Origin of the sequence: Photorhabdus sp. RW14-46, assembly GCF_963887965.1 — a bacterium.
Classification (GTDB): Bacteria; Pseudomonadota; Gammaproteobacteria; order Enterobacterales; family Enterobacteriaceae; genus Photorhabdus; species Photorhabdus laumondii.
This window is the reverse complement of sequence record NZ_CAWPHH010000027.1, coordinates 22,839-48,640: the sequence shown is the minus strand read 5'-3', so window position 1 is coordinate 48,640 and position 25,802 is coordinate 22,839. Positions and strand designations below refer to the sequence as shown.

At 42.0% G+C, this 25,802-nt stretch carries 20 protein-coding genes; 13 read left to right on the top strand and 7 right to left on the bottom strand.

What is annotated here, in order from left to right:
• Positions 1 to 367: 367 nt before the first annotated feature.
• The 5 genes from sgrR to leuA all read right to left on the bottom strand — a co-directional run bounded on the left by sgrR (position 368) and on the right by leuA (position 7,155).
• Positions 368 to 2,029 carry an HTH-type transcriptional regulator SgrR gene (sgrR, locus tag AACQ38_RS18170; protein WP_011147840.1) on the bottom strand — a complete coding sequence of 554 codons (1,662 nt, stop codon included), beginning with the start codon at positions 2,027 to 2,029 and terminating at the stop codon, positions 368 to 370.
• 444 nt (positions 2,030 to 2,473) lie between these two features.
• Positions 2,474 to 3,076, bottom strand: a complete 603-nt coding sequence (leuD, locus tag AACQ38_RS18165; protein WP_041380289.1) for a 3-isopropylmalate dehydratase small subunit — start codon at positions 3,074 to 3,076, stop codon at positions 2,474 to 2,476.
• Between the two features lie 11 nt (positions 3,077 to 3,087).
• Positions 3,088 to 4,497, bottom strand: coding sequence for a 3-isopropylmalate dehydratase large subunit (gene leuC, locus AACQ38_RS18160; protein ID WP_011147838.1), 1,410 nt, complete (start codon positions 4,495 to 4,497; stop codon positions 3,088 to 3,090).
• 1 nt (position 4,498) lies between these two features.
• A complete protein-coding gene (gene leuB, locus AACQ38_RS18155; protein ID WP_058589407.1) occupies positions 4,499 to 5,590 on the bottom strand; it encodes a 3-isopropylmalate dehydrogenase in 1,092 nt (363 codons plus the stop codon).
• A 2-nt stretch (positions 5,591 to 5,592) separates the two neighbouring features.
• Complete coding sequence (gene leuA / locus AACQ38_RS18150) at positions 5,593 to 7,155, bottom strand: 2-isopropylmalate synthase (RefSeq protein ID WP_011147836.1); 1,563 nt, start codon at positions 7,153 to 7,155, stop codon at positions 5,593 to 5,595.
• A gap of 957 nt (positions 7,156 to 8,112) precedes the next feature.
• On the opposite strand from leuA, the gene leuO reads away from it, so the two are divergent.
• From leuO to AACQ38_RS18135, 3 genes are all read left to right on the top strand, one after another.
• On the top strand, positions 8,113 to 9,057 hold the full coding sequence (leuO, locus tag AACQ38_RS18145; RefSeq protein ID WP_011147835.1) for a transcriptional regulator LeuO: 945 nt from the start codon (positions 8,113 to 8,115) through the stop codon (positions 9,055 to 9,057).
• A gap of 237 nt (positions 9,058 to 9,294) precedes the next feature.
• A complete protein-coding gene (locus AACQ38_RS18140; RefSeq protein WP_339367067.1) occupies positions 9,295 to 11,094 on the top strand; it encodes an AMP-dependent synthetase/ligase in 1,800 nt (599 codons plus the stop codon).
• 324 nt (positions 11,095 to 11,418) lie between these two features.
• Positions 11,419 to 11,985, top strand: coding sequence for an RBBP9/YdeN family alpha/beta hydrolase (locus AACQ38_RS18135; protein ID WP_011147833.1), 567 nt, complete (start codon positions 11,419 to 11,421; stop codon positions 11,983 to 11,985).
• A gap of 155 nt (positions 11,986 to 12,140) precedes the next feature.
• Here the strand turns inward: AACQ38_RS18135 and AACQ38_RS18130 are convergent, their stop codons facing one another.
• Positions 12,141 to 12,767, bottom strand: coding sequence for a tetratricopeptide repeat protein (locus tag AACQ38_RS18130; RefSeq protein ID WP_011147832.1), 627 nt, complete (start codon positions 12,765 to 12,767; stop codon positions 12,141 to 12,143).
• Between the two features lie 9 nt (positions 12,768 to 12,776).
• On the bottom strand, positions 12,777 to 13,058 hold the full coding sequence (locus AACQ38_RS18125; protein WP_165578749.1) for a hypothetical protein: 282 nt from the start codon (positions 13,056 to 13,058) through the stop codon (positions 12,777 to 12,779).
• A 1,351-nt stretch (positions 13,059 to 14,409) separates the two neighbouring features.
• On the opposite strand from AACQ38_RS18125, the gene ilvI reads away from it, so the two are divergent.
• The 10 genes from ilvI (at position 14,410) to mraY (ending at position 25,801) form a co-directional block, all read left to right on the top strand.
• A complete protein-coding gene (gene ilvI / locus AACQ38_RS18120) occupies positions 14,410 to 16,137 on the top strand; it encodes an acetolactate synthase 3 large subunit (RefSeq protein WP_165578748.1) in 1,728 nt (575 codons plus the stop codon).
• Positions 16,138 to 16,139: 2 nt separating this feature from the next.
• On the top strand, positions 16,140 to 16,631 hold the full coding sequence (ilvN, locus tag AACQ38_RS18115; RefSeq protein WP_011147828.1) for an acetolactate synthase small subunit: 492 nt from the start codon (positions 16,140 to 16,142) through the stop codon (positions 16,629 to 16,631).
• 87 nt (positions 16,632 to 16,718) lie between these two features.
• Positions 16,719 to 17,726, top strand: a complete 1,008-nt coding sequence (gene cra, locus AACQ38_RS18110; RefSeq protein ID WP_011147827.1) for a catabolite repressor/activator — start codon at positions 16,719 to 16,721, stop codon at positions 17,724 to 17,726.
• A 631-nt stretch (positions 17,727 to 18,357) separates the two neighbouring features.
• On the top strand, positions 18,358 to 18,816 hold the full coding sequence (gene mraZ / locus AACQ38_RS18105) for a division/cell wall cluster transcriptional repressor MraZ (RefSeq protein WP_011147826.1): 459 nt from the start codon (positions 18,358 to 18,360) through the stop codon (positions 18,814 to 18,816).
• A gap of 2 nt (positions 18,817 to 18,818) precedes the next feature.
• Positions 18,819 to 19,763, top strand: a complete 945-nt coding sequence (gene rsmH, locus AACQ38_RS18100; protein WP_109791778.1) for a 16S rRNA (cytosine(1402)-N(4))-methyltransferase RsmH — start codon at positions 18,819 to 18,821, stop codon at positions 19,761 to 19,763.
• A complete protein-coding gene (gene ftsL, locus AACQ38_RS18095; RefSeq protein WP_041380284.1) occupies positions 19,760 to 20,080 on the top strand; it encodes a cell division protein FtsL in 321 nt (106 codons plus the stop codon). The genes rsmH and ftsL overlap by 4 nt, the downstream gene beginning before the upstream one ends.
• Before the next feature lie 28 nt (positions 20,081 to 20,108).
• Positions 20,109 to 21,875, top strand: coding sequence for a peptidoglycan glycosyltransferase FtsI (locus AACQ38_RS18090; RefSeq protein ID WP_011147823.1), 1,767 nt, complete (start codon positions 20,109 to 20,111; stop codon positions 21,873 to 21,875).
• A complete protein-coding gene (gene murE, locus AACQ38_RS18085; protein ID WP_011147822.1) occupies positions 21,862 to 23,349 on the top strand; it encodes a UDP-N-acetylmuramoyl-L-alanyl-D-glutamate--2,6-diaminopimelate ligase in 1,488 nt (495 codons plus the stop codon). The genes AACQ38_RS18090 and murE overlap by 14 nt, the downstream gene beginning before the upstream one ends.
• A complete protein-coding gene (gene murF, locus AACQ38_RS18080; protein WP_165578747.1) occupies positions 23,346 to 24,725 on the top strand; it encodes a UDP-N-acetylmuramoyl-tripeptide--D-alanyl-D-alanine ligase in 1,380 nt (459 codons plus the stop codon). The genes murE and murF overlap by 4 nt, the downstream gene beginning before the upstream one ends.
• Positions 24,719 to 25,801 carry a phospho-N-acetylmuramoyl-pentapeptide-transferase gene (mraY, locus tag AACQ38_RS18075; protein ID WP_011147820.1) on the top strand — a complete coding sequence of 361 codons (1,083 nt, stop codon included), beginning with the start codon at positions 24,719 to 24,721 and terminating at the stop codon, positions 25,799 to 25,801. Before murF ends, mraY begins: the two co-directional genes overlap by 7 nt.
• The last annotated feature ends 1 nt before the right edge of the window (position 25,802 follow it).

Genomic DNA, 25,802 nt, shown 5'->3' with positions numbered 1-25,802 from the left:
GTAGACAAAAATGAGATCACTGGTTTGATTTACAGGTTTGACTAACACTTTTTTCTACAAAAACCGCTGTTTTTTGCTTAACTAAAAAGCATAACCTGTGGATAACATGATGTTTGATTGTTTTTTGTTCTCATCAACTAACGTCGTCCATTATAGCTGTGATTGACGCTAGAAATAGCGAGGTAAATAGCTGCTATTTCAATGAAAAGTAAATACTATTTCATTTTTTGTCTATAGATTGATAATTCATAATATAAAGCTATACCTGAATTACCCTTGCCTTTTTCACATAGATATCCACAGAAAAAGTGAATAAAAGCAAGTTTGCACACCTGTGTATGTTCATAACTCTGGCTTTTTCTGTGAATTACCCTTCATATGGGTTGAACCAGGCAGATTTGAAATCAAACCAACCAAAGGTGTTCATTTTGACTCCCCGCATACTTCTTTGTCCCTGTAACTCAAGCCAGTGGTGGAACAGTGGATGCAGCCAATGTTCATCAACTATTTTTTCGCACCACTCTTCAAGCGATAACTCTTGTCGTCGCCATTGTGATACTTCTTTACTTAAGTCATTACCAAGGCATTTTTTCAATAATGGCATCTCGTACAGCGTAGCGAACAGCGAAAACTCCAGAGGATTATAAAAGTTGGCGGTAGCAAGCCAGAAGTCACTTTCGGTGTTACCATTGAACCATGTGTCATAATCCACGATGTTGATTTTCAATTCGACGCCGCATTTGGTCAGTATGGCTTGAAGGATCTGGCTGATTGTGTGGTATTCGTGATGTTGATGACAAAGCGTGACGGTCAGATGGGTAATATCCTCTGGTTTGTTCAATTCGGATATGAGCTTACTGTGATGCCAGCGTAGTAATAAACCATAAGCAGGTGACCAATGGCGTTGATAAAAGGGGTCACAATGCGCTAGCAGATTGATCGGTGTTAGCAGGCTGCATAGCCATTGGCGAACGTCTTCTCTCTTACATTTAGTTGAACGATGGTCATGTAATAGGAAATAACAGCCTTCTTCTATCCTGCTATCTAGCGAGTTATTATCCGTGCTGTCACTTTCCAGATGCAGAGTTGTACAAACCAGTTTCTCGGCGAGTTCTGGTAGAAACCATATATTCACCTGATCAATCAGTGCCCGAAAGCCAAAGTAATTATCAAAGGCACGAATTTGTAGTTTCTGAGCGCTGTTTTTTATGACCTGGTAAGGGCCGGTTCCCACTGGCATACGAGAGAAGTTCGGTAACTTTTGCCACTCTTGAGGCAAGATCATGGCATGTGGGCTGCCGATTAATAAAGAGAGCCAGAGATCAGGTTCTGAAAGAAAAATATCAATCACATAGGGTGTGGGCGTGGTGACTTTTTCAATATGAGAAAAAAGGGGCAGGTTGCGTAATCTTTGTAGCGAAGCGATGACATCCGCCATCTGTAATTCTCTGCCGTGGTGAAAATGGATAGCCGGGCGTAGATAAAAGCGCCAATGATTTGAGGATAATTGTTGCCAATGATGAGCTAAGTCAGCTTCTGGTTCCCCATTTTCCTCATTTATTCGGGTTAGGCTATTAAATATCTGCCTGACCAGATGAATTTCAGAACGGCGTAAAGGTGAACCGGGTAGAAGATTAGGGAAGGGGCGATAATAGAGTATCCGCAGTAAGTTTTTTCCCTGACGGAAACGGCGTTCAATCTGGGATAGTACCATATGGCGGACTGTATCTTTATCACCAACCAGTTGGACCAACTTCTCAACGTTATGTTGCTCAAGCAACTCTTCCGCTCGTTGTTGTTGAAGTTCCCATCCATCACGTAAGAAATTCAGTTGAGAACGTTTCCCTCGACCAGACTCAGCCTGCCACTGTAACCAGCCCGCTTTCTGCATATTGTTGAGCAGTGAACGGATATGGCGTTTTGAACAATGCAGTACATTTGCCAGTTCTTGTAACGTGGTTTCAGCCTCTTTTCCTTGATGGTGTTGCCATAATCGAATGAATTGTTGTTGTAAGCGTGAACTGGGCATAAAAGAGGAACTCCAGAGTATTATTCATCAATTTTTATTTCCTTATATTGAGACGATAATTATCCATATTGAAAGTAGCTCAATAGGCCAGACGAAATCTGGCTTCTCCCCCAATTTTCTTGAGTAATGGTGATTTGCCAGCCAGTAAGAAAGCTTACTGGCTTTTTTTCTTATTGTACATTGTGTACTCCCCGCTTCTTTTTTACATATCAGTTTAAAGCGAGTAATAATCCGGTATTGGAGGCGTTTTGTCCAGCCACTATAGCTATTTCTATCTGTTAATTTCTTTTAAATGTGATATGGGATGACTAAATATTAGTTAAAACCCTGTATATGACTGAAAAAATGATTGTCTGCATGAGTATTGACGTGGTGGTATTGTTTTTGCTTGTGATAGAAAAATCCCGTAGTAGAAAACTACGGGATAAATCAATAACGGAAAAATTAACGTAGGAAAACCGGTTGTTCTTGCTCGTAGGTTATTATGGCATCCAGATGTTGTAATGTCAGGCCAATACTATCCAGACCATTCATCATACAGTGACGCCGGAAACTATCGATTTCAAAATCATAGCTTTTATTGCCAGCGTGGACTTTCTGTTGTTCTAGATCGACAGTAAAACGACAAGCTTTGTTTTGCTGAACCCACTCAAATAGCTCATTGACATCTGTATCGTTCAGTTTTACCGGCAGTAACTGGTTGTTGAAAGCGTTACCGTAAAAAATATCTGCAAAACTTGGGGCGATAACCACTTTAAAACCATAATCCGTTAGTGCCCAAGGTGCATGTTCACGAGAGGAGCCGCAACCAAAGTTTTCACGAGCCAGAAGGATACTAGCACCTTGATAACAAGGCTGATTTAATACGAATTCAGGATTAGGTTTTTGTCCTGCATCATCAAGAAAACGCCAGTCATGAAACAGATGCTGACCAAATCCTGTACGAGTAACTTTCTGTAAGAATTGCTTAGGAATAATGGCATCAGTATCGACGTTTGCAGCATCTAAAGGGGCAACCAAGCCGGTATGTTGAATAAACTTTTCCATCATTCTCTCCTTTATGACTTCTGTGCTGGGTGGCGTATATCGATAAAATGACCATTAATCGCTGCTGCTGCTGCCATCGCTGGACTCACCAAATGAGTGCGTCCACCACGTCCTTGTCGCCCTTCAAAGTTGCGGTTACTGGTAGAAGCGCAGCGTTCACCGGGTTGCAGGCGGTCATTATTCATTGCCAGACACATGGAACATCCGGGTAAGCGCCATTCAAAACCGGCCTCTATGAAAATTTTATCTAAACCTTCTGCTTCTGCTTGTGCTTGAACGGGGCCTGATCCGGGAACAACGATTGCCTGAACACCAGGTGCAACTTTATGACCTTGTGCGATAGCTGCGGCAGCCCGTAAATCTTCAATCCGGGAGTTGGTGCAAGAGCCGATAAAGACTTTATCGATCTTCACATCTGTTAGTTTAATACCGGGTTTCAAATCCATATACGCCAGTGCTTTTTCAGCAGATGCTCGTTCAACAGGATCACTAAAAGATTCCGGTGCAGGAATTGTTTGATCAATGGCGATCACTTGCCCAGGGTTTGTTCCCCATGTAACCTGCGGGGAGATCTCTTCTGCATTAATCGTAACAATGGTGTCATATTGTGCATCAGGATCGGATTTCAATGTCTTCCAGTAAGCAACAGCTTGTTCCCACAGCTCTCCTTTTGGTGAGAACTGGCGGCCTTTCATATAAGTAAAAGTGGTTTCATCCGGTGCAACCAAACCTGCTTTAGCACCCATTTCAATTGCCATGTTACATAAAGTCATACGGCCTTCCATGCTAAGTGCTTCAATCGCCTTACCACAGAATTCCACCACATACCCTGTACCACCTGCACTACCTGTTTTGCCGATGATCGCCAGAACGATATCTTTGGCGGTAATAGCGTCACCGACATCACCCATCACTTCGATTTTCATAGTTTTGGCACGGGCTTGTTTTAGAGTTTGGCTGGCGAGTACATGTTCAACTTCAGAAGTGCCAATACCGAAGGCTAACGAGCCGAATGCTCCGTGCGTGGCAGTGTGGGAATCACCACAAACAATCGTCATGCCTGGCAGGGTTATCCCCTGTTCAGGGCCGATGACATGAACAATCCCCTGATAGGGATGATTGAGGTCATATAATGTGATACCGAATTCGGCACAGTTTTTCATCAACTCCTGCATTTGAATACGTGCCATGTCACCACAAGCGTTAATATCTTTTGTTTGCGTGGATACATTATGATCCATTGTTGCGAACGTTTTACCTGGTTGGTGCACTGGGCGGCCTTTAGTACGCAAACCATCAAAAGCTTGCGGGGAGGTTACTTCATGAACCAGATGACGATCAATATAGAGTAACGGGGTTTCATTCGGTACTTCCCGAACAATATGAGCGTCATATAATTTTTGATATAAAGTCTTAGCCATGTTAAACACCCTCGGCTATATAACGGGCGATAGTGCTGCCCATTTCATCAGTGCTAATTGCTTTACCGTTTCCGGCTAAATCTGTTGTGCGATAGCCCTGTTCCAGCGCGTAGTTAACCGCTTGTTCAATCGCATTAGCGGCGTCATTGTGACCTAAGCTATAGCGCAGTAGTAAAGCGGCAGATAGGATCTGAGCTATCGGGTTAGCAATACCTTTTCCGGCAATATCTGGTGCAGAACCACCAGCAGGTTCATACAGGCCAAAACCTTTTTCATTCAGGCTGGCAGAAGGTAACATGCCCATTGAACCGGTAATCATGGCGCACTCATCAGATAAGATATCGCCGAAAATATTGGAGCACAGCATCACATCAAACTGAGACGGATCTTTAATTAATTGCATAGTGGCGTTATCAATATACATGTGATTGATTTCTACATCTGGATACGCTTTTGCAATCTCAGTAACAACTTCTCGCCACAATACGGAACTCTGCAACACATTTGCTTTATCAATAGATGTGACTTTATTACTGCGTTTGCGAGCGGATTCGAAGGCGATGCGGGCAATGCGCTCGATTTCAAAACGGTGATAAACCTCAGTATCAAATGCTCGTTCATATTTACCTTGGCCTTCACGTCCTTTGGGTTGACCAAAATAGATACCGCCGGTTAATTCACGGACACATAAAATATCAAAGCCTTTGGCAGCAATATCATTGCGTAAAGGACAAAATACCTCTAATCCGGCATATAAGCGGGCAGGGCGTAAGTTACTGAATAATTTGAAATGCTTGCGCAATGGCAACAGTGCACCACGCTCAGGTTGTTCTGCTGGTGGTAAATGTTCCCATTTAGGCCCTCCCACGGAGCCGAACAATATGGCATCAGCCTGTTCGCAACCTGCTACGGTTTTTGCCGGTAGTGAACAGCCGTGGCGATCGATAGCAATCCCACCCACATCATATTCGCTGGTGGTGATACGGATATTGAAACGCTTACGGATTGCGTCCAATATCTTATAGGCTTGTGCCATAACTTCGGGGCCAATACCATCACCGGGTAAAACTGCAATATGATAATTGTTCGACATGTTTACACCATTTCCTTTGTATTTTGCTGTATGCGTTGTTTCTCTTTCTTAACTTGCTCTGTACGCCAAACGCAGTTCAGAGCATGAACCATTGCTTTGGCAGAGGATTCAACAATATCGGTTTCTAATCCCATGCCGTGGAAGCGACGTCCAAAGCATTCGACAACGATATTGACCTGACCCAATGCATTTTTTCCTTGGCCTTTACCTGATAACTGATAAGAAACCAGTTCAATTGGGTATTCAGTTATTCGACTGATTGCCTGATAGACAGCATCTACCGGGCCGTTACCTGTGGCCGCTTCTGATTTCAACTCTTTACCACACACTAAACATACAGCGGCTGTTGCCATCACGTTGGAGCCAGATTGGATATTAAAGTTGTCCAGATGGAAAAATTCGGGTTCTTGTTGTTGCAAATTGATGAACGCTAAGGCTTCCAAATCATAGTCAAATACCTGGCCTTTTTTATCTGCCAGGCGTAAAAAGGCTTCGTATAAGCTACCCAGATCGTAATCTTTATCCTGATATCCCATCTCTTCCATACGGTGTTTCACTGCGGCGCGACCAGAACGGGAAGTCAGGTTCAATTGAATTTCTTTCAGGCCGATGGACTCTGGTGTCATAATTTCGTAAGTTTCACGATTTTTCAGTACCCCGTCTTGATGAATCCCGGATGAGTGGGAAAATGCATTGCTACCAACAATTGCTTTATTCGCGGGGATCGGCATATTGCATAATTGACTGACCAACTGACTGGTGCGGTAAATTTCCTGATGGTTGATATTAGTATAAACGCCTAACATTTGCTGACGGACCTTAATCGCCATAATGACTTCTTCCAGTGAACAGTTACCGGCACGTTCACCCAGACCGTTTATCGTCCCTTCTATCTGACGGGCACCGGATTGTACTGCTGTGATAGAGTTGGCGACAGACATCCCCAAATCATCGTGGCAATGGACGGATATTATCGCTTTATCAATATTAGGAACGCGTTCGATCAAGTTAGTGATGATGCCGCCAAATTGATATGGCGTGGTGTAACCGACAGTATCTGGGATATTGATCGTTGTTGCGCCTGCTTTGATAGCGTTTTCAACGATCCGACACAGATTATCAATAGGTGTACGGCCCGCATCTTCACAGGAGAATTCGACATCATCAGTGTAACGACGTGCTCGTTTGATTGATTGCGTTGCCATTTCCATGACATTTTCGAATGTTTTTTTCAGCTTGGATTCAATATGTAAATCGGAAGTGGCTAAAAAAACGTGGATTCGAAAAGCGTCTGCAACTTTTAATGCTTCTGCGGCCACGTCAATGTCTTTTTCTACACAACGGGCTAAGGCGCAAACACGGCTGTTTTTTATCTGCTTAGCGATCGTCTGTACAGATTCAAAATCACCAGGAGAGGAAACTGGAAAACCGACTTCCATGATATCAACACCCATTCTCTCCAAGGCCAAGGCAATCTGGAGTTTTTCGTTCACACATAAGCTGGCCTGTAATGCTTGTTCTCCATCACGTAACGTGGTGTCGAAGATAATAACTTGCTGGTTCATATGTAGGTTCCTCTTATGGTTATTTTTTGCGCCCAGCAGGTAAAAAAAACCCGCGCTTGGCGCGGGTTCTTGTTAATGTCTGGTTTGGACCAACTCTGTTTTGAATCAACTCTGTTTTCTGTCCACCAGCATACCGCGCATATCAGATACGATGAGTAGTAGGTTTAGTAGACAAATTGAGTGAATCATATCGATCCAACCTTTCAATAGTATTAATGAGTGTTTGTGATTCGTATGCTTTTATTGATACGTTATCTTAAAAGTGATGTCAAGAATTCATTTAGGCATATGATTCTTGGTTTTACTTTTCTCATGGTGGTAAATTGAAGTGTTGATCTGTTTATATTTAAAAAGATTTTATTTTATCCTTTTTTGTTCTGGTTTGACTTTAATGATAATCTCAGATTTATATAAAAAATAGCGCATTATACTGATTAATTAAAATTAAGTATTTTTTGTGTGATGAGCTGGAAGTCGATTTGTATTTTTCCGAAAAACATCATTTGCCATTGGAAAAATAGATACAAATAGGAAGTTATGTTATATATCTTTGAAAAAATAATTCTATAATATAATAACTCTGATAAAATTGTTTAATAATAATAAATCAGTAATTTTATTATGAATTGTGTAATTCTTTGATTTATCATCATATACAAAATAGCAGGGTGAATAAATTGTTAACATGATTGTACTTTTTTGTGAATGAATAATGAGCACTACATTGTCTACTAATTGGAATTATATATTTTTAACACTAATAAGGGGATGCGCGGGTTAGCTATGCGTATTCAGATTTGTACAAGGACGAGTCTTAATTATTTGTTATCCAAATGATTAAGACAATTGATCTCGTTAATAGTTAGAGTCATCGTAATATCTGAGTAATAAATGAAGGTATTTCCGATGTTTTGTTATTAGCTGGGATCATCTGCATGAGTTTAGTGGAGTTAAACAATGGCTGAATACACCTCAGTAACTGCAATCAAAAAAGATCCAAATGAAATTCATTTACGTAATGTGGATCTCAATCTGCTGACTGTTTTTGATGCAGTTATGCAGATGCAGAATGTAACACGTGCGGCACAGATGCTAGGAATGTCACAACCGGCTGTCAGTAATGCGGTTTCTCGTTTGAAGCTCATGTTCAATGATGAATTATTTGTGCGTTATGGGCGTGGAATACAACCGACGGCAAGAGCTCATCAATTATTTGGTCCAGTCCGTCAGGCATTACAATTGGTATATAACGAGTTACCTGGGGTTGGTTTTGAACCTGATAATAGTGATAGGGTTTTTAGTCTTTCAATTTGTAGCCCTCTAGATATTAGATTAGCTGCAAAAATAGTTGAACAGGTGAAGCAAAACACACCCAATCTGGGTGTGACGATTAGATCATATCTGCATGATAATATTGAACATCAGCTCAGGTATCAGGAAACTGAGTTTGTCATTAGCTATACGCAGCTAGAACGTATGGATTTTCATCATTACCCGTTATTCAATGATGAGTTGGTTTTGGCTGTTTCTAATCATCATCCAAGAATTGAAAATAGTATTAGTGAGCAGCAATTGTATGAGGAACATCATGCCGTTGTATCACTGGATAATATATGTTCATTCAGCGTTCCCTATTATGATGGAGGTAAACGTTTGCGTTCGGTGGTTTATCAGGGGACCGATTTGAATAGTGTGTTGCATATTGTTTCTCAAACCTATTTGGTTGCGATTGCGCCAAGATGGTTAGTTGAGCACTATAGCGAACAATTAGCAATAAGAGCGGTTTCATTACCGTGGGATAAAGTAAGTCGTCCGTGTTATTTGATTTGGCATGAATCTACAACGAAAGATAAAGGGCATCAATGGATGAAATCGTTGTTGAGTCAACTTAGTAGCAGATAATTAACTTGAAAACTCACTACTGGATAAGGGTAGTGAGTTTTTTTATTTTATCACAAATTTTTCAACTTTTGATAAATAGGCTTTTCCTGTTGTTCAGGAATCGGTAGACTGCAAGGAAATAGCTAACACCTGTAAGCTGAAAAGCGAATAAGTGATGCGGAAAGGTATTATCAGAGAATAAAATTACTGTTTTTTCTCCGATAAGAAAAAAAATTTTCGAACAGGAAAAAAATTGTGATAACTAAAAATTTACATCCTTATCACTTGATAAACCGGTTGCAACAACAAATAAAACAACACCCAGAGAAAATTGCTTTTCGCCAATGGTCTCCGGCTGAACAACTCGAACTAAACTGGCATGATATTGGCAAAAAGGCCGACGCTATTAGCCGGGCGTTGTTGGAGATTGGTGTTGATGTGCAAGAAAAAATTGGCCTCTTTGCACATAACAGCATGGCGTGGTCATTGGCAGATATCGCTGTATTACAACTTCGGGCGGTCACTGTCCCTCTATATGCAACCAGTAGTCAGGAACAGGCTGGTTTCATACTTAATGATGCTGGTGTGCGTATTTTGTTTGTTGGTGGGCAGGCGCAGTATGATGTTGCTATTACGTTGACAGAATGTTGCCCTCAGTTAAGTCACATTATTGTCTTAGATGAATCAGTCGATTTGCGGGATTGTTCATTAGCTCAGCATTTATCTGATTTCATGGTCGATAATGAATTACCCTGCCAGTCTGAGTTGGAAACTCGTATTGCTAACCACAATCTGGATGATCTTTTTACACTTATTTATACGTCTGGTACCACGGGTGAGCCTAAAGGCGTCATGCTTGATTACCGCAATTTAGCCTATCAGTTGTATTCACATGATCATATCCTGGCATTAACTGATCAGGACATTTCTTTGAGTTTTCTGCCGTTATCCCATGTCTTTGAGCGTGCATGGAGTTTCTATGTCATGCATGTAGGGGCACAAAATGTTTATCTGACTGACACTAATTTTGTTCGTCAAGCTATGGCGGATGTCTGCCCGACAGTGATGTGTGCAGTGCCGAGATTTTACGAAAAAATTTATAGTGCGGTTTTTGAAAAGGTTTCTAAGGCTCCTTGGCATCAAAGAAAACTTTTTAATTGGGCGATTAAATGTGGTGAGCGTCAGTTTTTACGTAAGTTGCAGAGTAAAAAAAGCTGCCCTTGGTCAACAGCAATGCATCGACTGGCTGATAAATTGGTGTTGAGCAAATTACGGAATGTGTTGGGGGGCAGAGTTCGGTTTTTACCTGCTGCTGGTGCACGTCTGGACGAAACGATTATCCTGTTCTTTCTCGCTGTTGGGATAAATATCAAATATGGCTATGGCATGACAGAGACTTGTGCCACGGTTTCCTGTTGGGAAGAGCAAGGTTATGTACTTGGTTCTATTGGTAAACCATCGCCTGGTATTGACGTCCGTATCGGTGAAGAAGATGAGATACAAGTGCGTGGCCCAATTGTGATGAAAGGCTATTTCAATAATCAGCAAGAAACCACCAAGGCATTTACTCAAGACGGTTGGTTGCGTACAGGTGATGCCGGTAAGTTGGATGAAAATGGTAATTTGTTCATTACTGAACGCCTGAAAGATTTGATGAAAACATCGAATGGCAAATATATTGCCCCTCAAATGATTGAAGGCATTTTGGGACAAGATCGTTTTATTGAACATGTTGCTATTATTGCTGATGCTCGTAAATTTGTATCGGCTCTTATCGTGCCTTGTCATGAAGCATTGGAAGAGTATGCAAGGTCAATTAATCTCAAATATCATGACCGGGTTGAATTACTGCGTCATAGTCAGATTATCAATATGTTTGAGCAACGCTTGAAAGAAATGCAGAAAAACTTTGCTCACTTCGATCAGGTAAAGCGTTTCATATTACTGCCAAAACCATTTTCAATGGAAACGGGTGAATTAACTCCAACACTGAAATTGAGGAGGAAAATTATTATGCAGCGTTACTATGAAGAAATTGAATCTATGTATCAGGATTGATTTTCGGGATTTTATACAAAGAGTGAGTATTACAAGTTATTCATGGGAAGTATGGGGGATATTGTAGTAATATCCCGCTTTGGGTTTTCCCTGAAAAATACCCGTATTTCAAGATTTAAATACTAGAAAAATAAACTTTATTTCAGCCTTAAAATCGCATATAAATTATATTGTCTAAGACCATTTTGTGATTATTAAATATTGCAGATTGAATGATGATAATTTTAAAAATTATCAGATATTTTTTTCTGAAAAATCATATGGATAAGATAATATAAAGTTTGTATGGTAAATAAAATACATTTTGTGTAATTAGGTGAATTGATGAATTTTAATAATGTAGTTATTGTTCATGGTTTTTTAGCAACTCCCGATCACCATTGGTTTCCTTGGCTTAAAGATCAGTATGAAAAGTTAAATATCAATGTTATTGTGCCGGAACTGCCTGAATCTCATGTTCCTTCCCCCCATTTATGGCAAGAAAAATTGCAGGAGAGCATTTCAAATCCTAATGAAAGAACACTTTTTATCGGGCATAGTCTGGGTTGCATTGCTACACTCCGTTATATCTCATCTTTACCTGATAATATAAATATTGGGGGGATTGTATTAATTGCAGGATTTTATGAAAAACTATCAACTTTACCTGAATTAAATACATTTACTGAAGAGGGGCTGGATTTTCACTTGCTCAGACAGAAAATAAACCAACGAATAACAATATTATCGCTTAATGATGAGATTGTATCGCCACAGTTTACCTTAAATTTGAGTCAGCAGCTCCGGGCTGAATTATATGGTTTTCCTGATGGCGGGCACTTTTTAGATCGCGACGGTTTTACTGTTTTTCCTAAGCTAGAAAAGGTATTAAAAGATAACTCAATGTTGTGAATCAGAATTTCCTTATATAAATGAATATGACAGATTTTTTCATGTTTTATGTAATTATGATAGACTTTGTGTGTTTTAAATAAGTTGTCAAAATAATCATTTACCTACTGTAAAATAATCCGCTCTGAATACAGAGCGGGATTATAAGTATATTTTTAGTTACTTTTTCCTACTAATGGGATGGGTTTATATCCCATGAGAATTAAAAAATTATCCCAATGATTTATTATTTCTTGAGATATTTCTTTTTCCACGATGCCCTTTTCAGCATTTATTTTAATATAATGAAATGCCTTTTCTAAATCCTGTGGGCTATTCCCTAAACCATGTAAATAATTCACCCCTATTATCTGATACCCATTTATTATGCCAGAATCTCCAGCTCTTTGAAGTAGATCATTGGCTTTTATTTGATCTTCTTGTACTCCATAACCAAAACTATAAATTATACCGAGATTATATAAAGATTCCGCATGGTTTTTATCTAACTTTAATGCCTTGCTATAATACTCGATGGCTTTTTGGTAATCTCTTTCTGATTTCTTTAATGAACTGTCGGTATAAAGTTTTCCTAATAAAAAATAGGCATTAGAGCTACCATTCTGAGCTTGTTTTTCCAGTTCCCGAAACTCTTCAACTGTTCTCGGTACTTTCAGTGGCAGTTCCTTAACCATACCTGTATATTTAATTCCATCAAATACAGTTCTAGGAATATTTGTTTTCGTCGGTTCTGCACATGCATTGGTAAATAATACGATTATCAGCAAAAGTATATATTTCATTCTACTAGTTTATCCTATCGAGTTGACGGTAAGAAGTTGAATTGGTGTTATCCCGACAGAGATAGTGTTGTTAATTTCTGCTGTTTGCTGGCTGACAAAGCAGGCCATCGCATTAATTAGATTATGTAATTCGTTACTTAGTTCAGCTTCGTGTATAGATATTGGCTCCTGTTTAAACCAGACATCTGTGATCTCTGTCTGATATCCGTTTGACCAGTTGACGGTAGATGTCAGTCCGTGGTAATTACCTTGATTTAAAAAATAATTCTTATCTTTCAGATAAAGTGTCACTAAATTGGTTCTTTTTGTTTTAAAAAATGAATTGAGAAATCATTATCGTTCCTAAAAGGCTTTCTTCGGTTTTGGTTTTTAACGGGTTGAGCACATAGTCAATAATTTTCAGTCGGTCAGTTTTTGTTTCTACCTTTATGTTCATATTGGCAACTAGCATCATTTGTTCACCATTAACAGTCAGATGATTTTTATCTAACTGAATGATAGTCGAATAAATTAGGTTGTATCCGTTTATATTTCTTAGGACGATTATTGAATTGAGGGACACAACTTGGTTTCCTTGGCACGAAATGAAATGTTGTTTATAACCTATAGATTTTAAGATGCATCGCGACGGCAAGGGAGCGAATCCCCGGGAGCATAGATAACTATGTGACCGGGGTGAGTGAGCGCAGCCAACAAAGAGGCAACTTGAAAGATGACGGGTATATCTGTATTCCAGACAGCCCTGCATAAGGCAGGCGGAAAAAATCTTTTTTGATACTTTTAGTCTTTAAACACATAGTCTTTGAACCCATAGTCTTTAAACCCATAGCCTTTAAACCCAATTTATTAGCAGCAAGTAACCACTGGGTTTTATCTAATCCTGCAAGCGACAAATCAGACCCCATCAAACATTAGAAGTTAAAATTGAATTATCTATATCATAACTCATTATTGCCTTTGATAAATAATTTTAATGATATGGTTTGATTATATTGTAACCAAATAGTCTGATTAATTTAAATTACCATTTAATTGTCAGCCTTAAATCATCTTCTTGGGAGATGATCTTTTACTTATTATTTAATTTGCGTATATGAGTATAAAAATCATACATTAAAATCTCTGGGCAAATATTGAATGGTTGAGACTGAGACGACAGGGAAATAATAGACTCTATCGTATTCTCTAATTAAAATGGAGTAAAAAAATTCTACTCGAATTCATTATTTGCAATGGCTATCCAAAAACGAGGAAATGACGGTCAAATTATCTGAGGCATTTGTCTGCATTTCCTTTATCAGCTTCATACCTTGGTGACTTAAACGATCTTGAAAACTGCTTTTTAGTTTTTTATCGTATATATACTGGATAATACCTATACGTTGTCGTTCTTTTTAGGTATAGCCACTCATATTCTACTTACCTTTAGCCTTTTAATAGTAAGATAACGCTTACAAGAGACATTTTGAATGGCTAGAAAGTTGCTATTCTGCCTTGTACTCACATTGCTAACACCCGTTTCTAGCGTTATGTTAATTAACTCAGCATCAATATATCGCTGAGAGGCCATTCGCCTTACTAAAATAAAAGTGGAAGGAACTTCCGATTTATTAACTTGCAAACAGAGCCTGGAGGAAAACCTATGGAGATGTTATCAGGAGCTGAAATGGTCGTCCGATCGTTAATTGATCAGGGCGTTAAGCATATATTCGGTTATCCGGGGGGGGCAGTACTGGATATTTATGATGCCCTGCATACGGTTGGGGGCATTGAGCATATCCTGGTACGTCATGAGCAGGGGGCAGTTCATATGGCTGATGGTTATGCTCGTTCTACCGGGAAGGTTGGTGTGGTATTAATCACCTCCGGTCCAGGAGCAACCAATGCCATTACCGGTATTGCCACAGCTTATATGGATTCAATTCCGATGGTTGTATTGTCCGGTCAAGTCGCCAGTTCGTTGATTGGTAATGATGCATTCCAGGAATGTGACATGGTAGGGATATCCCGCCCGATCGTAAAACACAGTTTTTTAGTGAAAAAAGCAGAGGATATTCCGAAGGTACTGAAAAAAGCTTTCTATCTAGCTTCCAGTGGTCGTCCGGGACCCGTCGTTATTGATTTACCAAAAGACACGGTAAATCCGGCAGTAAAATTACCCTATATTTATCCTGATCAGATAAGTATGCGTTCTTATAATCCAACGATTCAAGGACACAAAGGGCAGATTAAGCGGGCATTAAGAAAACTATTGAATGCGAAAAAACCAGTCATATATGTAGGCGGGGGGGCGATTAACGCAGATTGTTCAGCAGAATTACTGGTATTGGCAGAAAAATTCAATATCCCTGTTGTGAGCTCCCTGATGGGATTAGGCAGTTTCCCTGCAACTCATCCGCAAAGCCTGGGCATGCTCGGTATGCATGGTACATTCGAAGCCAACAAAGCCATCCATAATTCAGATGTCATTTTTGCTGTCGGTGTACGTTTTGATGATCGTACAACCAATAATCTGGAGAAATATTGCCCGGAAGCAACGGTATTACATATTGATATTGATCCAACATCAATTTCGAAAACGGTTTCCGCAGATATACCTATTGTTGGTGATGCTAAACAGGTGCTTGGACAAATGTTGTCGTTGCTGGAGACAGTAGAAGACACACAAGATCCAGATGCGCTAAAAGATTGGTGGTTATCTATTCAGCAATGGCGGAGCCGTAAATGTCTTAGTTTTGATCGCAGTGGTGAAAAGATTAAACCACAAGCGGCTATCGAGGTTCTCTATCGTCTGACGAAGGGAGAAGCTTATGTCACTTCAGATGTTGGGCAGCATCAGATGTTTGTTGCATTGCATTACCCATTTGATAAACCAAGGCGTTGGATCAGTTCCGGTGGTTTGGGGACGATGGGATTTGGTTTACCGGCGGCTTTGGGCGTTAAACTGGTGAAACCGGAAGCGACGGTAGTCTGTGTTACGGGGGATGGTAGTATTCAGATGAATATTCAGGAGCTGTCCACCGCATTGCAATATGGGTTGCCGGTACTGGTTCTGAACTTGAATAATCGTTTCTTGGGGATGATAAGACAATGGCAAGATATGATTTATGCTGGTCGTCACTCTCAATCTTATATGGAATCCTTGCCTGATTTTGTCAAATTGGCTGAAGCTTACGGTCATGTTGGCATTTCTATTCAACGTTATGATGAATTGGAAAGTAAATTGGCCGAAGCCTTGAAAGAGGTGACTGAAAATCAGCGGCTGGTATTTGTTGATATCACTGTGGATGAAACTGAACATGTATATCCTATGCAGATCCGTGGAGGAGCAATGGATGAGATGTGGTTAAGCAAAACGGAGAGAACCTGATTATGCGCCGGATTTTATCTGTATTACTTGAAAACGAATCAGGGGCTTTGTCCCGGGTTGTTGGTCTGTTTTCCCAACGTGGCTACAACATTGAAAGTTTAACTGTTGCCCCAACGGATGATCCGACATTATCGCGGATGACAATTCAGACTAAGGGCGATGCAAGGGTACTTGAACAGATTGAAAAACAGTTGCACAAGTTGGTGGATGTGTTGCGAGTCAGCGAGTTGGCACCGGGTTCTCATGTGGAACGTGAGATTATGCTAGTCAAATTGCAGGCCAGTGGATATGGACGTGAAGAGATCAAGCGTAGTACTGACATCTTCCGTGGGCAGATCGTTGATGTGACTGCGACCTTATATACCGTACAGTTGGTGGGAACCAGCGATAAATTGGATGCCTTTCTCGATGCTGTTCGGGATGTTGCTGAAATTGTTGAAGTTGCTCGTTCGGGTATTGTCGGTGTCTCTCGCGGGGATAAAATTATGCGATGAAAAATCGCAAACTGCGGGGCTATGTGCATACATTTATCAGGCTCTGCGATAAAGTAGGGCCTTTTTTGGGTCTATGAAGGAGTTAATGTGAAACTGGATGAAATCGCCCGCCTTGCAGGTGTTTCACGCACAACGGCCAGTTATGTAATTAATGGTAAAGCCAAGCAATACCGTGTCAGTGATAAAACGGTAGAAAAAGTGATGGCAGTAGTCAGAGAGCATAATTACCATCCTAATGCTGTGGCAGCCGGTCTCCGTGCAGGGCGTACCCGTTCTATTGGTTTGGTTATTCCAGATTTAGAAAATACCAGCTATACCCGTATTGCTAATTATTTGGAACGTCAGGCTCGTCAGCGTGGCTATCAGTTATTGATAGCCTGTTCGGAAGACCAACCTGAGAATGAAATGCGCTGTGTTGAACACCTGCTGCAACGTCAGGTGGATGCAATTATTGTTTCTACCGCATTACCGCCGGAGCATCCTTTTTATCAACGCTGGGCTAGTCGTTCTTTGCCTATTATTGCTCTCGATCGGGCACTTGAAAATGAACACTTTATCAGCGTAGTGGGTGATGATTTTGAAGATGCAAAGATGTTGGCACAAGAATTTCGTCAATTCCCGGCTGAATCTGTGCTTTATCTCGGTGCATTACCGGAGTTATCAGTCAGTTTTCTGCGTGAGCAGGGGTTCCGTGAAGCATGGAAAGATGACCCTCGTAAAGTGATGTATCTTTACTCAAACAGCTATGAGCGTGATGCGGCTGCTGAAGTATTCACCAAATGGTTAGAAACTCATCCAATGCCACAAGCGTTGTTCACCACCTCTTTTGCCCTGTTACAGGGGGTCATGGATGTTACCCTTAAACACAGCGGCCGTTTACCAAATCAATTGGTTATTGCGACTTTTGGTGATCATGAATTATTGGATTTCCTTGAATGTCCAGTGCTTTCTGTAGCGCAGCGTCATCGTGAAATTGCTGAACGGGTATTGGAACTGGTGTTAGCAAGTCTAGATGAAAAGCAGAAGCCAGGGCCAGGTATCACACGGATACATCGTGACTTATGTCGGCGAGGAAGCCTGAGTCGGAAAATATGATAAAAACCCCTCATTAATTTTCTGATGGGGGGTTTTGGTTGTCAGATTGTCCTAAAAGAAGTGTGTGAGGGCAACTTTTAACTAGTTCTTACGTTGGGTGTTTTACACGATCAAATAGCAATTTTGTTCATACATAAATTATTCAGTAGCAAGAAGAGCATGGAACAGCGCTTATTTCAGTTTGAGATTTGTCTATTTACCCCTGTCTTTTACTGTTTTTTATATATTAAATTGATTTTAATAATATTTATCTTGAAGTGTTTTTGTTGCTAGTTAGTTTTAATGTTGAATGCATCAAATGAAATGATAAATATTTCTGCATAATGGTTAAATAGTAATGAAATGTAAATTATGTAAATAAATTAATCACACAACTATTTTTTCATTATTTTGCCGTAAACATTCATTCGCCCTGTGCTTGTAAAATTATTGAGAATTATCATGGTGTTAATTATTATTGATATTGCTAAATTTAATAATTATGCCTCCCAATAGCCAAAATCCTGCCATCAAATATAGCTAAAGCGCATCGGCTCTGGCTTGACAAGGTTTTCGTCCCATCCGTAAACTCCTTATTGTGGGGATTAGTGGGATAAAGTGGTAATTTTTGATCACCAGGGGCGGCCTGAGGATGTTTCGTGGAGCAACGCAGATAAATCTCGATAGCAAGGGGCGGCTCACCGTACCTACCCGATACCGGGCTATGCTAAATGAGGAATCACAAGGGCAAATGGTTTGTACCATTGACCTTCATCAACCGTGCTTGTTGCTTTATACATTATCTGAATGGGAAATTATTGAAGAAAAACTTTCTCGCTTATCCAGCATGAATCCGGCAGAGCGTCGGGTGCAACGTTTGCTTTTAGGTCATGCCAGTGAATGCCAGATGGATAGTGCAGGACGTCTTTTGTTAGCTAATACATTGCGTCAGCATGCAGGGCTAGTCAAAGAGGTCATGCTGGTTGGTCAGTTCAACAAATTTGAATTGTGGGATGAACAGGCTTGGTATCAACAGGTTAAAGATGATATTGCGGCTGAGCAATCCACACAGGAACCTTTATCAGTACGGCTACAGGAATTATCACTATAAATATGGCAAATAGTCATTTTAAACATACCAGCGTATTGTTGGATGAAGCAGTCAACGGGCTGAATATTCGTGAAAATGGCATCTATATTGATGGCACATTTGGCCGTGGAGGGCATTCACGTCTGATTTTGTCGCAATTGGGGACTGAGGGTCGCTTAATTGCCATTGATCGAGATCCTCAGGCGATTGAAGTGGCGAAAGCGATTACAGATCCACGTTTTTCAATTGTACATGGGCCATTTTCTAAATTGGCTCACTATACAGAAAAAGCCGGGCTAATCGGCAAAATTGATGGTGTATTACTGGATTTAGGTGTTTCTTCGCCTCAGTTGGATGATCCGGAACGCGGTTTTTCTTTTATGCGTGATGGGCCGCTAGATATGCGGATGGACCCGACTCGCGGGCAGTCAGCAGCAGAATGGCTGATGAACGCAACAGCAGATGATATTGCCTGGGTATTGAAAACATTTGGTGAAGAGCGTTTCGCCAAACGCATTGCCAGAGCAATTGTGGCATGCAATCAGGAAGAGCCAATTACTCGAACAAAAGCGTTAGCCGATTTGATTGCTCAGGCCAGCCCGATAAAAGAAAAACATAAGCATCCAGCAACCAGGAGCTTCCAGGCTATTAGGATCTATATCAACAGTGAGCTGGAAGAGATTGAGCAGGCGCTGGAGGGAGCATTACAAGTGCTTGCACCGCAAGGGAGACTTTCAGTGATTAGTTTCCATTCGCTGGAAGATCGTATTGTTAAACGATTTATTCGTCAGAATAGTCGAGGGCCACAAGTACCGGCAGGATTGCCCCTCACCGAAGAGCAACTGAAAGCACGCGGTGGGCGTAGCTTGAAATCGATTGGCAAGATGAAACCTTCAGAGGAAGAAGTGGCTGATAATCCACGGGCTCGTAGTTCTGTTTTGCGTTTTGCTGAAAAAGTTAGTGAATAATGGCAGGTGAACGTCACGGATTAACCGGTATTATCGGCAGCGATTTGCTCAAGAATGCCAAGATACCGTTAATTCTTCTAGTCGTTGTACTGGTTTCGGCCATAGTTGTTGTAACCACTGCACATGAAACCCGCTTGTTGACGGCTGAAAGAGAGCATCTGGTGGTGGAACGTGATGCATTAGATATCGAGTGGCGCAATTTGATCCTCGAAGAAAATGCCTTGGGTGATCACAGCCGGGTTGAGCGGATAGCTGTTGAAAAAATGCATATGCAGCATGTTAATCCTGCTCAGGAAAACATTGTTGTTTCACAGTGAGTTAATTTAATTATTAAAAAGGTAAGAGATGAAAGCAGTACGCTCCGTGAAGTTAAAAAGGCAAGAAGATAAAGCCAGTTTTGTTAGCTGGCGTTTTGCTTTGTTATGCGGGGGGATTGCCGTAGCTTTAATTGCCTTATTGCTGAGAGTGACTTATTTGCAGGTCATCAATCCGGATCAACTGGTTAAAGAAGGTGATTTACGTTCCCTGCGCGTGCAATCAATCCCTACCGCTCGCGGTATGATCAGTGACCGAATGGGGCGACCTCTGGCTGTCAGCGTTCCAGTCAATGCTGTTTGGGCAGATCCGAAAGAGGTATTTGAAAAAGGGGGTATTACGGATGATACCCGCTGGAAAGCTTTATCTGATGCCATTAATTTACCTCTTGAACAACTTAACGACAAAGTTAGCGCTAATCCAAAAGGCCGTTTTGTTTATTTAGCGCGTCAGGTTAACCCATCGGTTGGCGATTACATTCATAAACTGAAATTGCCGGGGATTTATTTACGTCAGGAATCCCGGCGTTATTACCCGTCAGGTCAGGTAACGGCACATATTATTGGCGTGACCAACGTTGATGGTCAGGGTATTGAAGGCGTAGAGAAAAGTTTTGATCGTTGGTTGACAGGTCAACCGGGTGAGCGGACTGTACGTAAAGATCGCTTTGGTCGTGTCATCGAAGATATCTCATCTGTTGATAGTCTGGCGGCCCACAATCTGGTATTGAGTATTGATGAACGTTTACAGGCGCTGGTTTACCGCGAATTAACCAATGCGGTGGCCTTTAACAAAGCAGAATCCGGTACAGCGGTGTTGGTGGATGTTAATACCGGAGAAGTGCTGGCAATGGCAAACAGCCCATCTTATAACCCAAATAATCGCATCAATACGCCAAAAGAAGTCATGCGTAACCGGGCTATCACCGATATTTTCGAGCCAGGTTCCACTGTTAAGCCGATGGTGGTAATGGCTGCGCTGAATGATGGTATCATCAAAGAAAATACCGTTATTAATACAGTACCTTATAGGATAAGCGGTAAGGAAATCAGAGACGTATCCCGTTATCCAGAATTATCTATCACTGGTATTTTACAAAAATCGAGTAACGTCGGTGTTTCTAAGCTAGCGTTGGCGATGCCCGCGACAGAATTGGTGGATGTTTATTCACGTTTTGGGTTAGGAAAGGCGACCAATCTGGGGTTGGTTGGAGAAAGCAGTGGCTTATATCCAACAGGAAAACAACGGTGGTCAGATCTTGATAGAGCGACCTTTTCTTACGGTTATGGGCTGATGGTAACACCATTACAGTTAGCGCGGGTCTATGCAACGATTGGTAGCTTGGGTATTTATCGTCCTCTGTCAATTACCAAAGTTGATCCACCTGTGCCAGGCACAAGAGTATTTCCTGAGCCTATTATGCGAACAGTCGTTCATATGATGGAAAGTGTGGCTCTGCCCGGCGGCGGCGGAGTGCGAGCTGCGATAAAAGGTTATCGGATTGCAATTAAGACGGGTACAGCTAAGAAAGTTGGGCCGGATGGCAAATATGCTAGTCGATATATCTCTTACGCCGCAGGTGTTGCCCCTGCAAGTAATCCAAGATTTGCACTGGTTGTGATCATTAATGATCCACTGACAGGTAAGTATTACGGCGGTGTGGTTTCTGCGCCGGTATTTGGTGCCATTATGGGGGGCGTTCTACGCATCATGAATGTGGAGCCAGATGCTTTGGCGGCAGGTGATAAAAACGAATTTGTGATTAATAAGAAAGAGGATACAGGTGGCAGATCGTAATCTACGCGATTTACTCGCGCCGTTGGGTATTGACGCCCCAGTGCGTGAGTTACGCGAAATGACATTGGACAGCCGTAAATCGTCTGCCGGAGATCTGTTTGTTGCTATTAAAGGGCACCAGACAGATGGTCGACACTACATTCCTCAAGCCATCGCACAAGGGGTTGCGGCGGTTATTGCAGAAGCCCAAGGCGAGGTTGATAACGGAACCGTACAAATTATGCATGGTGTTCCGGTTGTTTATGTGAACGATTTGAATAATAAGTTGTCACAGTTAGCTGGTGAGTTTTATTGTCACCCCGGTGATAAATTGCACTTGATTGGTGTAACCGGAACCAATGGTAAAACAACCACTACTCAATTACTTGCGCAGTGGAGCCACGGGTTAGGGGAAACCAGTGCCGTGATGGGAACGGTTGGCAATGGTTTACTGGGGCGTGTGGCGCCAAGTGAAAATACCACAGGCTCTGCTGTTGATATCCAACTGGATTTGCAACAACTTGTTCGGCAAGAGGCGACTTTTGCGGCAATGGAAGTCTCTTCTCATGGACTGGTTCAGGGGCGTGTGGCTGCGTTGCCGTTTGAGGCGGCAGTGTTTACCAATTTGAGCCGTGACCATCTTGATTATCACGGTGATATGGAACACTACGAAGCCGCTAAATGGCTGCTATTTTCCACTCATAATGTGAAGCAACAAATTATTAATGCTGATGATGAGATTGGATTGAAATGGTTATCCCGTTTACCACAAGCGGTTGCTGTAACGATGGAAAACCGTCTGCCGGAAAATTGGCAGGGCCGTTGGTTGGCAGCGCGTGAAATAAAGTATCACGATAAAGGGGTATCTATCACCTTCGAGTCTAGTTGGGGGGGCGGTACAATTGATAGTTCCCTAATGGGGGCATTTAATGTTAGCAACCTGTTGTTGGCACTTTCCACCCTATTAGCTCTGGATTATCCATTGGAAAAACTGCTTGAAACAGCTTCCTGCCTGGAACCTGTCTGTGGACGAATGGAAGTATTCACTACACCGGGCAAACCAGTTGTCGTTGTTGATTATGCTCACACACCTGATGCGTTGGAAAAAGCTTTGATGGCTGCACGTTTGCATTGTCAAGGTAAGCTTTGGTGTGTTTTTGGTTGTGGTGGTGATCGTGATAAAGGTAAACGTCCACTGATGGGGGGGGTTGCAGAGCAGTTGGCCGATTATGTGATTGTTACTGATGATAATCCTCGCAATGAAGAACCGCAGGCGATTATTGCTGATATTCTGACGGGTTTTCTTGATCCGGGGAGAGCGATAGCGATTCATGGCCGTGTTGAAGCGGTAACCAACGCTATTATGCAGGCAAAAGCAGATGATGTTGTATTGATAGCGGGTAAAGGCCATGAAGATTATCAATTGGTCGGCCATCGTCGCCTGGATTACTCAGACCGGTTAACTGTTGCTCGGTTATTGGGGGTAATTGCATGATTTCCCTCACTTTGCAACAACTTTCACAAGTAACAGATGGCGTACTGAATCAGGTGACTGAACAACAGGCTGCCAATATTTGTATCAGTGATGTGACTACTGACAGCCGTCGGGTTGGCAATGGCAGTCTGTTTATTGCCTTGAAAGGTGAGCGCTTTGATGCGCATGATTTTTTTGCTGATGCAGTCAAAGCTGGTGCTGGTGCTTTGCTCGTCAGCCGGGTATTAGATATTAACTTTCCACAGGTCGTGGTTAAAGATACTCGTTTAGCAATGGGTAAATTAGCGAGTTGGGTTCGCCAGCAGAGTAATGCCCGTGTTGTTGCGTTGACGGGTTCGTCCGGCAAAACATCGGTAAAAGAGATGACCGCAGCGATTTTGCGCCAATGTGGCAACACGCTCTATACCGCAGGTAACCTGAATAATGATATCGGTGTGCCGCTGACATTGTTCAGACTAACAGAACAACATGAGTTTGCTGTGGTTGAATTAGGTGCAAGCCATGTTGGTGAAATTGCCTATACCGTAGAAATGGCTCGGCCGGAAACGGCGTTAGTCAATAATCTGTTTGCTGCGCATTTAGCGGATTTTGGTTCTCTTGCGAGTATTGCAAAAGCTAAGGGCGAGATTTTTACTGGTCTTTCAGAGAAAGGTACGGCCATTATCAATATGGAAAGCAATGATTGGGCTCACTGGCAGCAGGTTATTGGCGACAAAACAGTACAGCGTTTTTCCATGCAACAAGCATCAGGTGCTGATTTTTACGCTACAGATGTTCAGGTTAAACAACTGACGACGGATTTTTGTCTGCATACGCCTATTGGTAGCACAGAAATCAATTTGCCGTTGCCTGGAAAACACAATGTCGCCAATGCGTTAGCAGCCAGTGCGTTAGCAATTTCTGTTGGCGCAACCCTGCAAGATATTCGTCTGGGCTTATCTGAGCTGAAAGCGGTACCAGGGCGGTTGTTTCCAATCAATCTGGCAGAAGGAAAATTGCTGCTTGATGATACTTATAACGCCAATGTCGGCTCAATGACTGTTGCAGTTCAGGTGTTATCACAGATGCCGGGTTACCGAGTGCTGGTTGTAGGCGATATAGGGGCATTGGGTGAACAGTCAGCAGATTACCATCGTCAGATTGGTGAAACCGTAGCTTCTTGCGGTATCGATAGTGTGTTCAGTGTGGGCAAATTAAGTATTCATGTTAGTGAAGCGAGCGGTTGTGGTCAGCATTTTGCGGATAAAGCTGCATTGATCGCAACATTGGTTCCACTATTACAACAACACAAAGTCTTTTCAGTGTTAGTTAAAGGTTCGCGTAATACCACAATGGAAGATGTTGTCCACGCATTACAGGAGAGCTTCACATGTTAGTTTGGCTGGCCGAATATTTGGTCAAATATCACTCCGGCTTTAACGTCTTTTCTTACTTGACGTTTAGGGCTATCGTCAGCCTGCTGACTGCTTTGGCTATCGCATTGTGGATGGGGCCGCGTATGATCGCCTTTCTGCAAAAATTACAAATCGGGCAGGTTGTTCGCAATGATGGGCCGGAATCTCACTTTAGCAAACGTGGTACGCCGACGATGGGTGGTTTGCTGATCTTACTTTCAATTACGATTTCTACACTGTTGTGGGTGCGCTTGAATAACCCCTATGTTTGGTGCGTGCTGATTGTGCTGATTGGTTACGGCATTGTTGGTTTTGTGGATGATTACCGCAAAGTTGTGCGCAAAGATACTAAGGGGTTGATTGCCCGTTGGAAGTATTTTTGGCAGTCCGTCCTGGCATTGGGGGTGGCGTTTGCAATGTACAGTTTCGGCAAAGATACTCCGGCAACACAATTGGTCGTGCCATTCTTTAAAGATGTGATGCCGCAACTGGGTGTGCTTTATATTCTGTTGACCTACTTTGTGATTGTCGGAACCAGTAATGCAGTGAATTTGACCGACGGATTGGATGGTTTGGCAATTATGCCAACCGTTTTTGTTGCAGCGGGTTTTGCTTTGGTGGCATGGGCGACAGGTAATGTCAATTTTGCTAACTATCTGCATATCCCTTATCTGAGCCATGCTGGTGAACTGGTTATCGTCTGTACTGCGATTGTGGGTGCTGGATTAGGTTTCTTGTGGTTCAACACTTACCCGGCTCAGGTTTTCATGGGGGATGTGGGCTCTTTGGCATTAGGCGGTGCACTGGGGACGATTGCTGTGTTGCTACGCCAAGAGTTTCTACTGGTGATTATGGGCGGTGTATTTGTGGTGGAAACCCTGTCAGTTATTTTACAGGTGGGTTCTTTTAAACTGCGCGGGCAGCGTATTTTCCGTATGGCACCTATTCACCATCATTATGAATTGAAAGGCTGGCCAGAACCGCGTGTCATTGTGCGTTTTTGGATTATTTCTCTGATGCTAGTGCTGATTGGCTTGGCAACATTGAAGGTACGTTAAT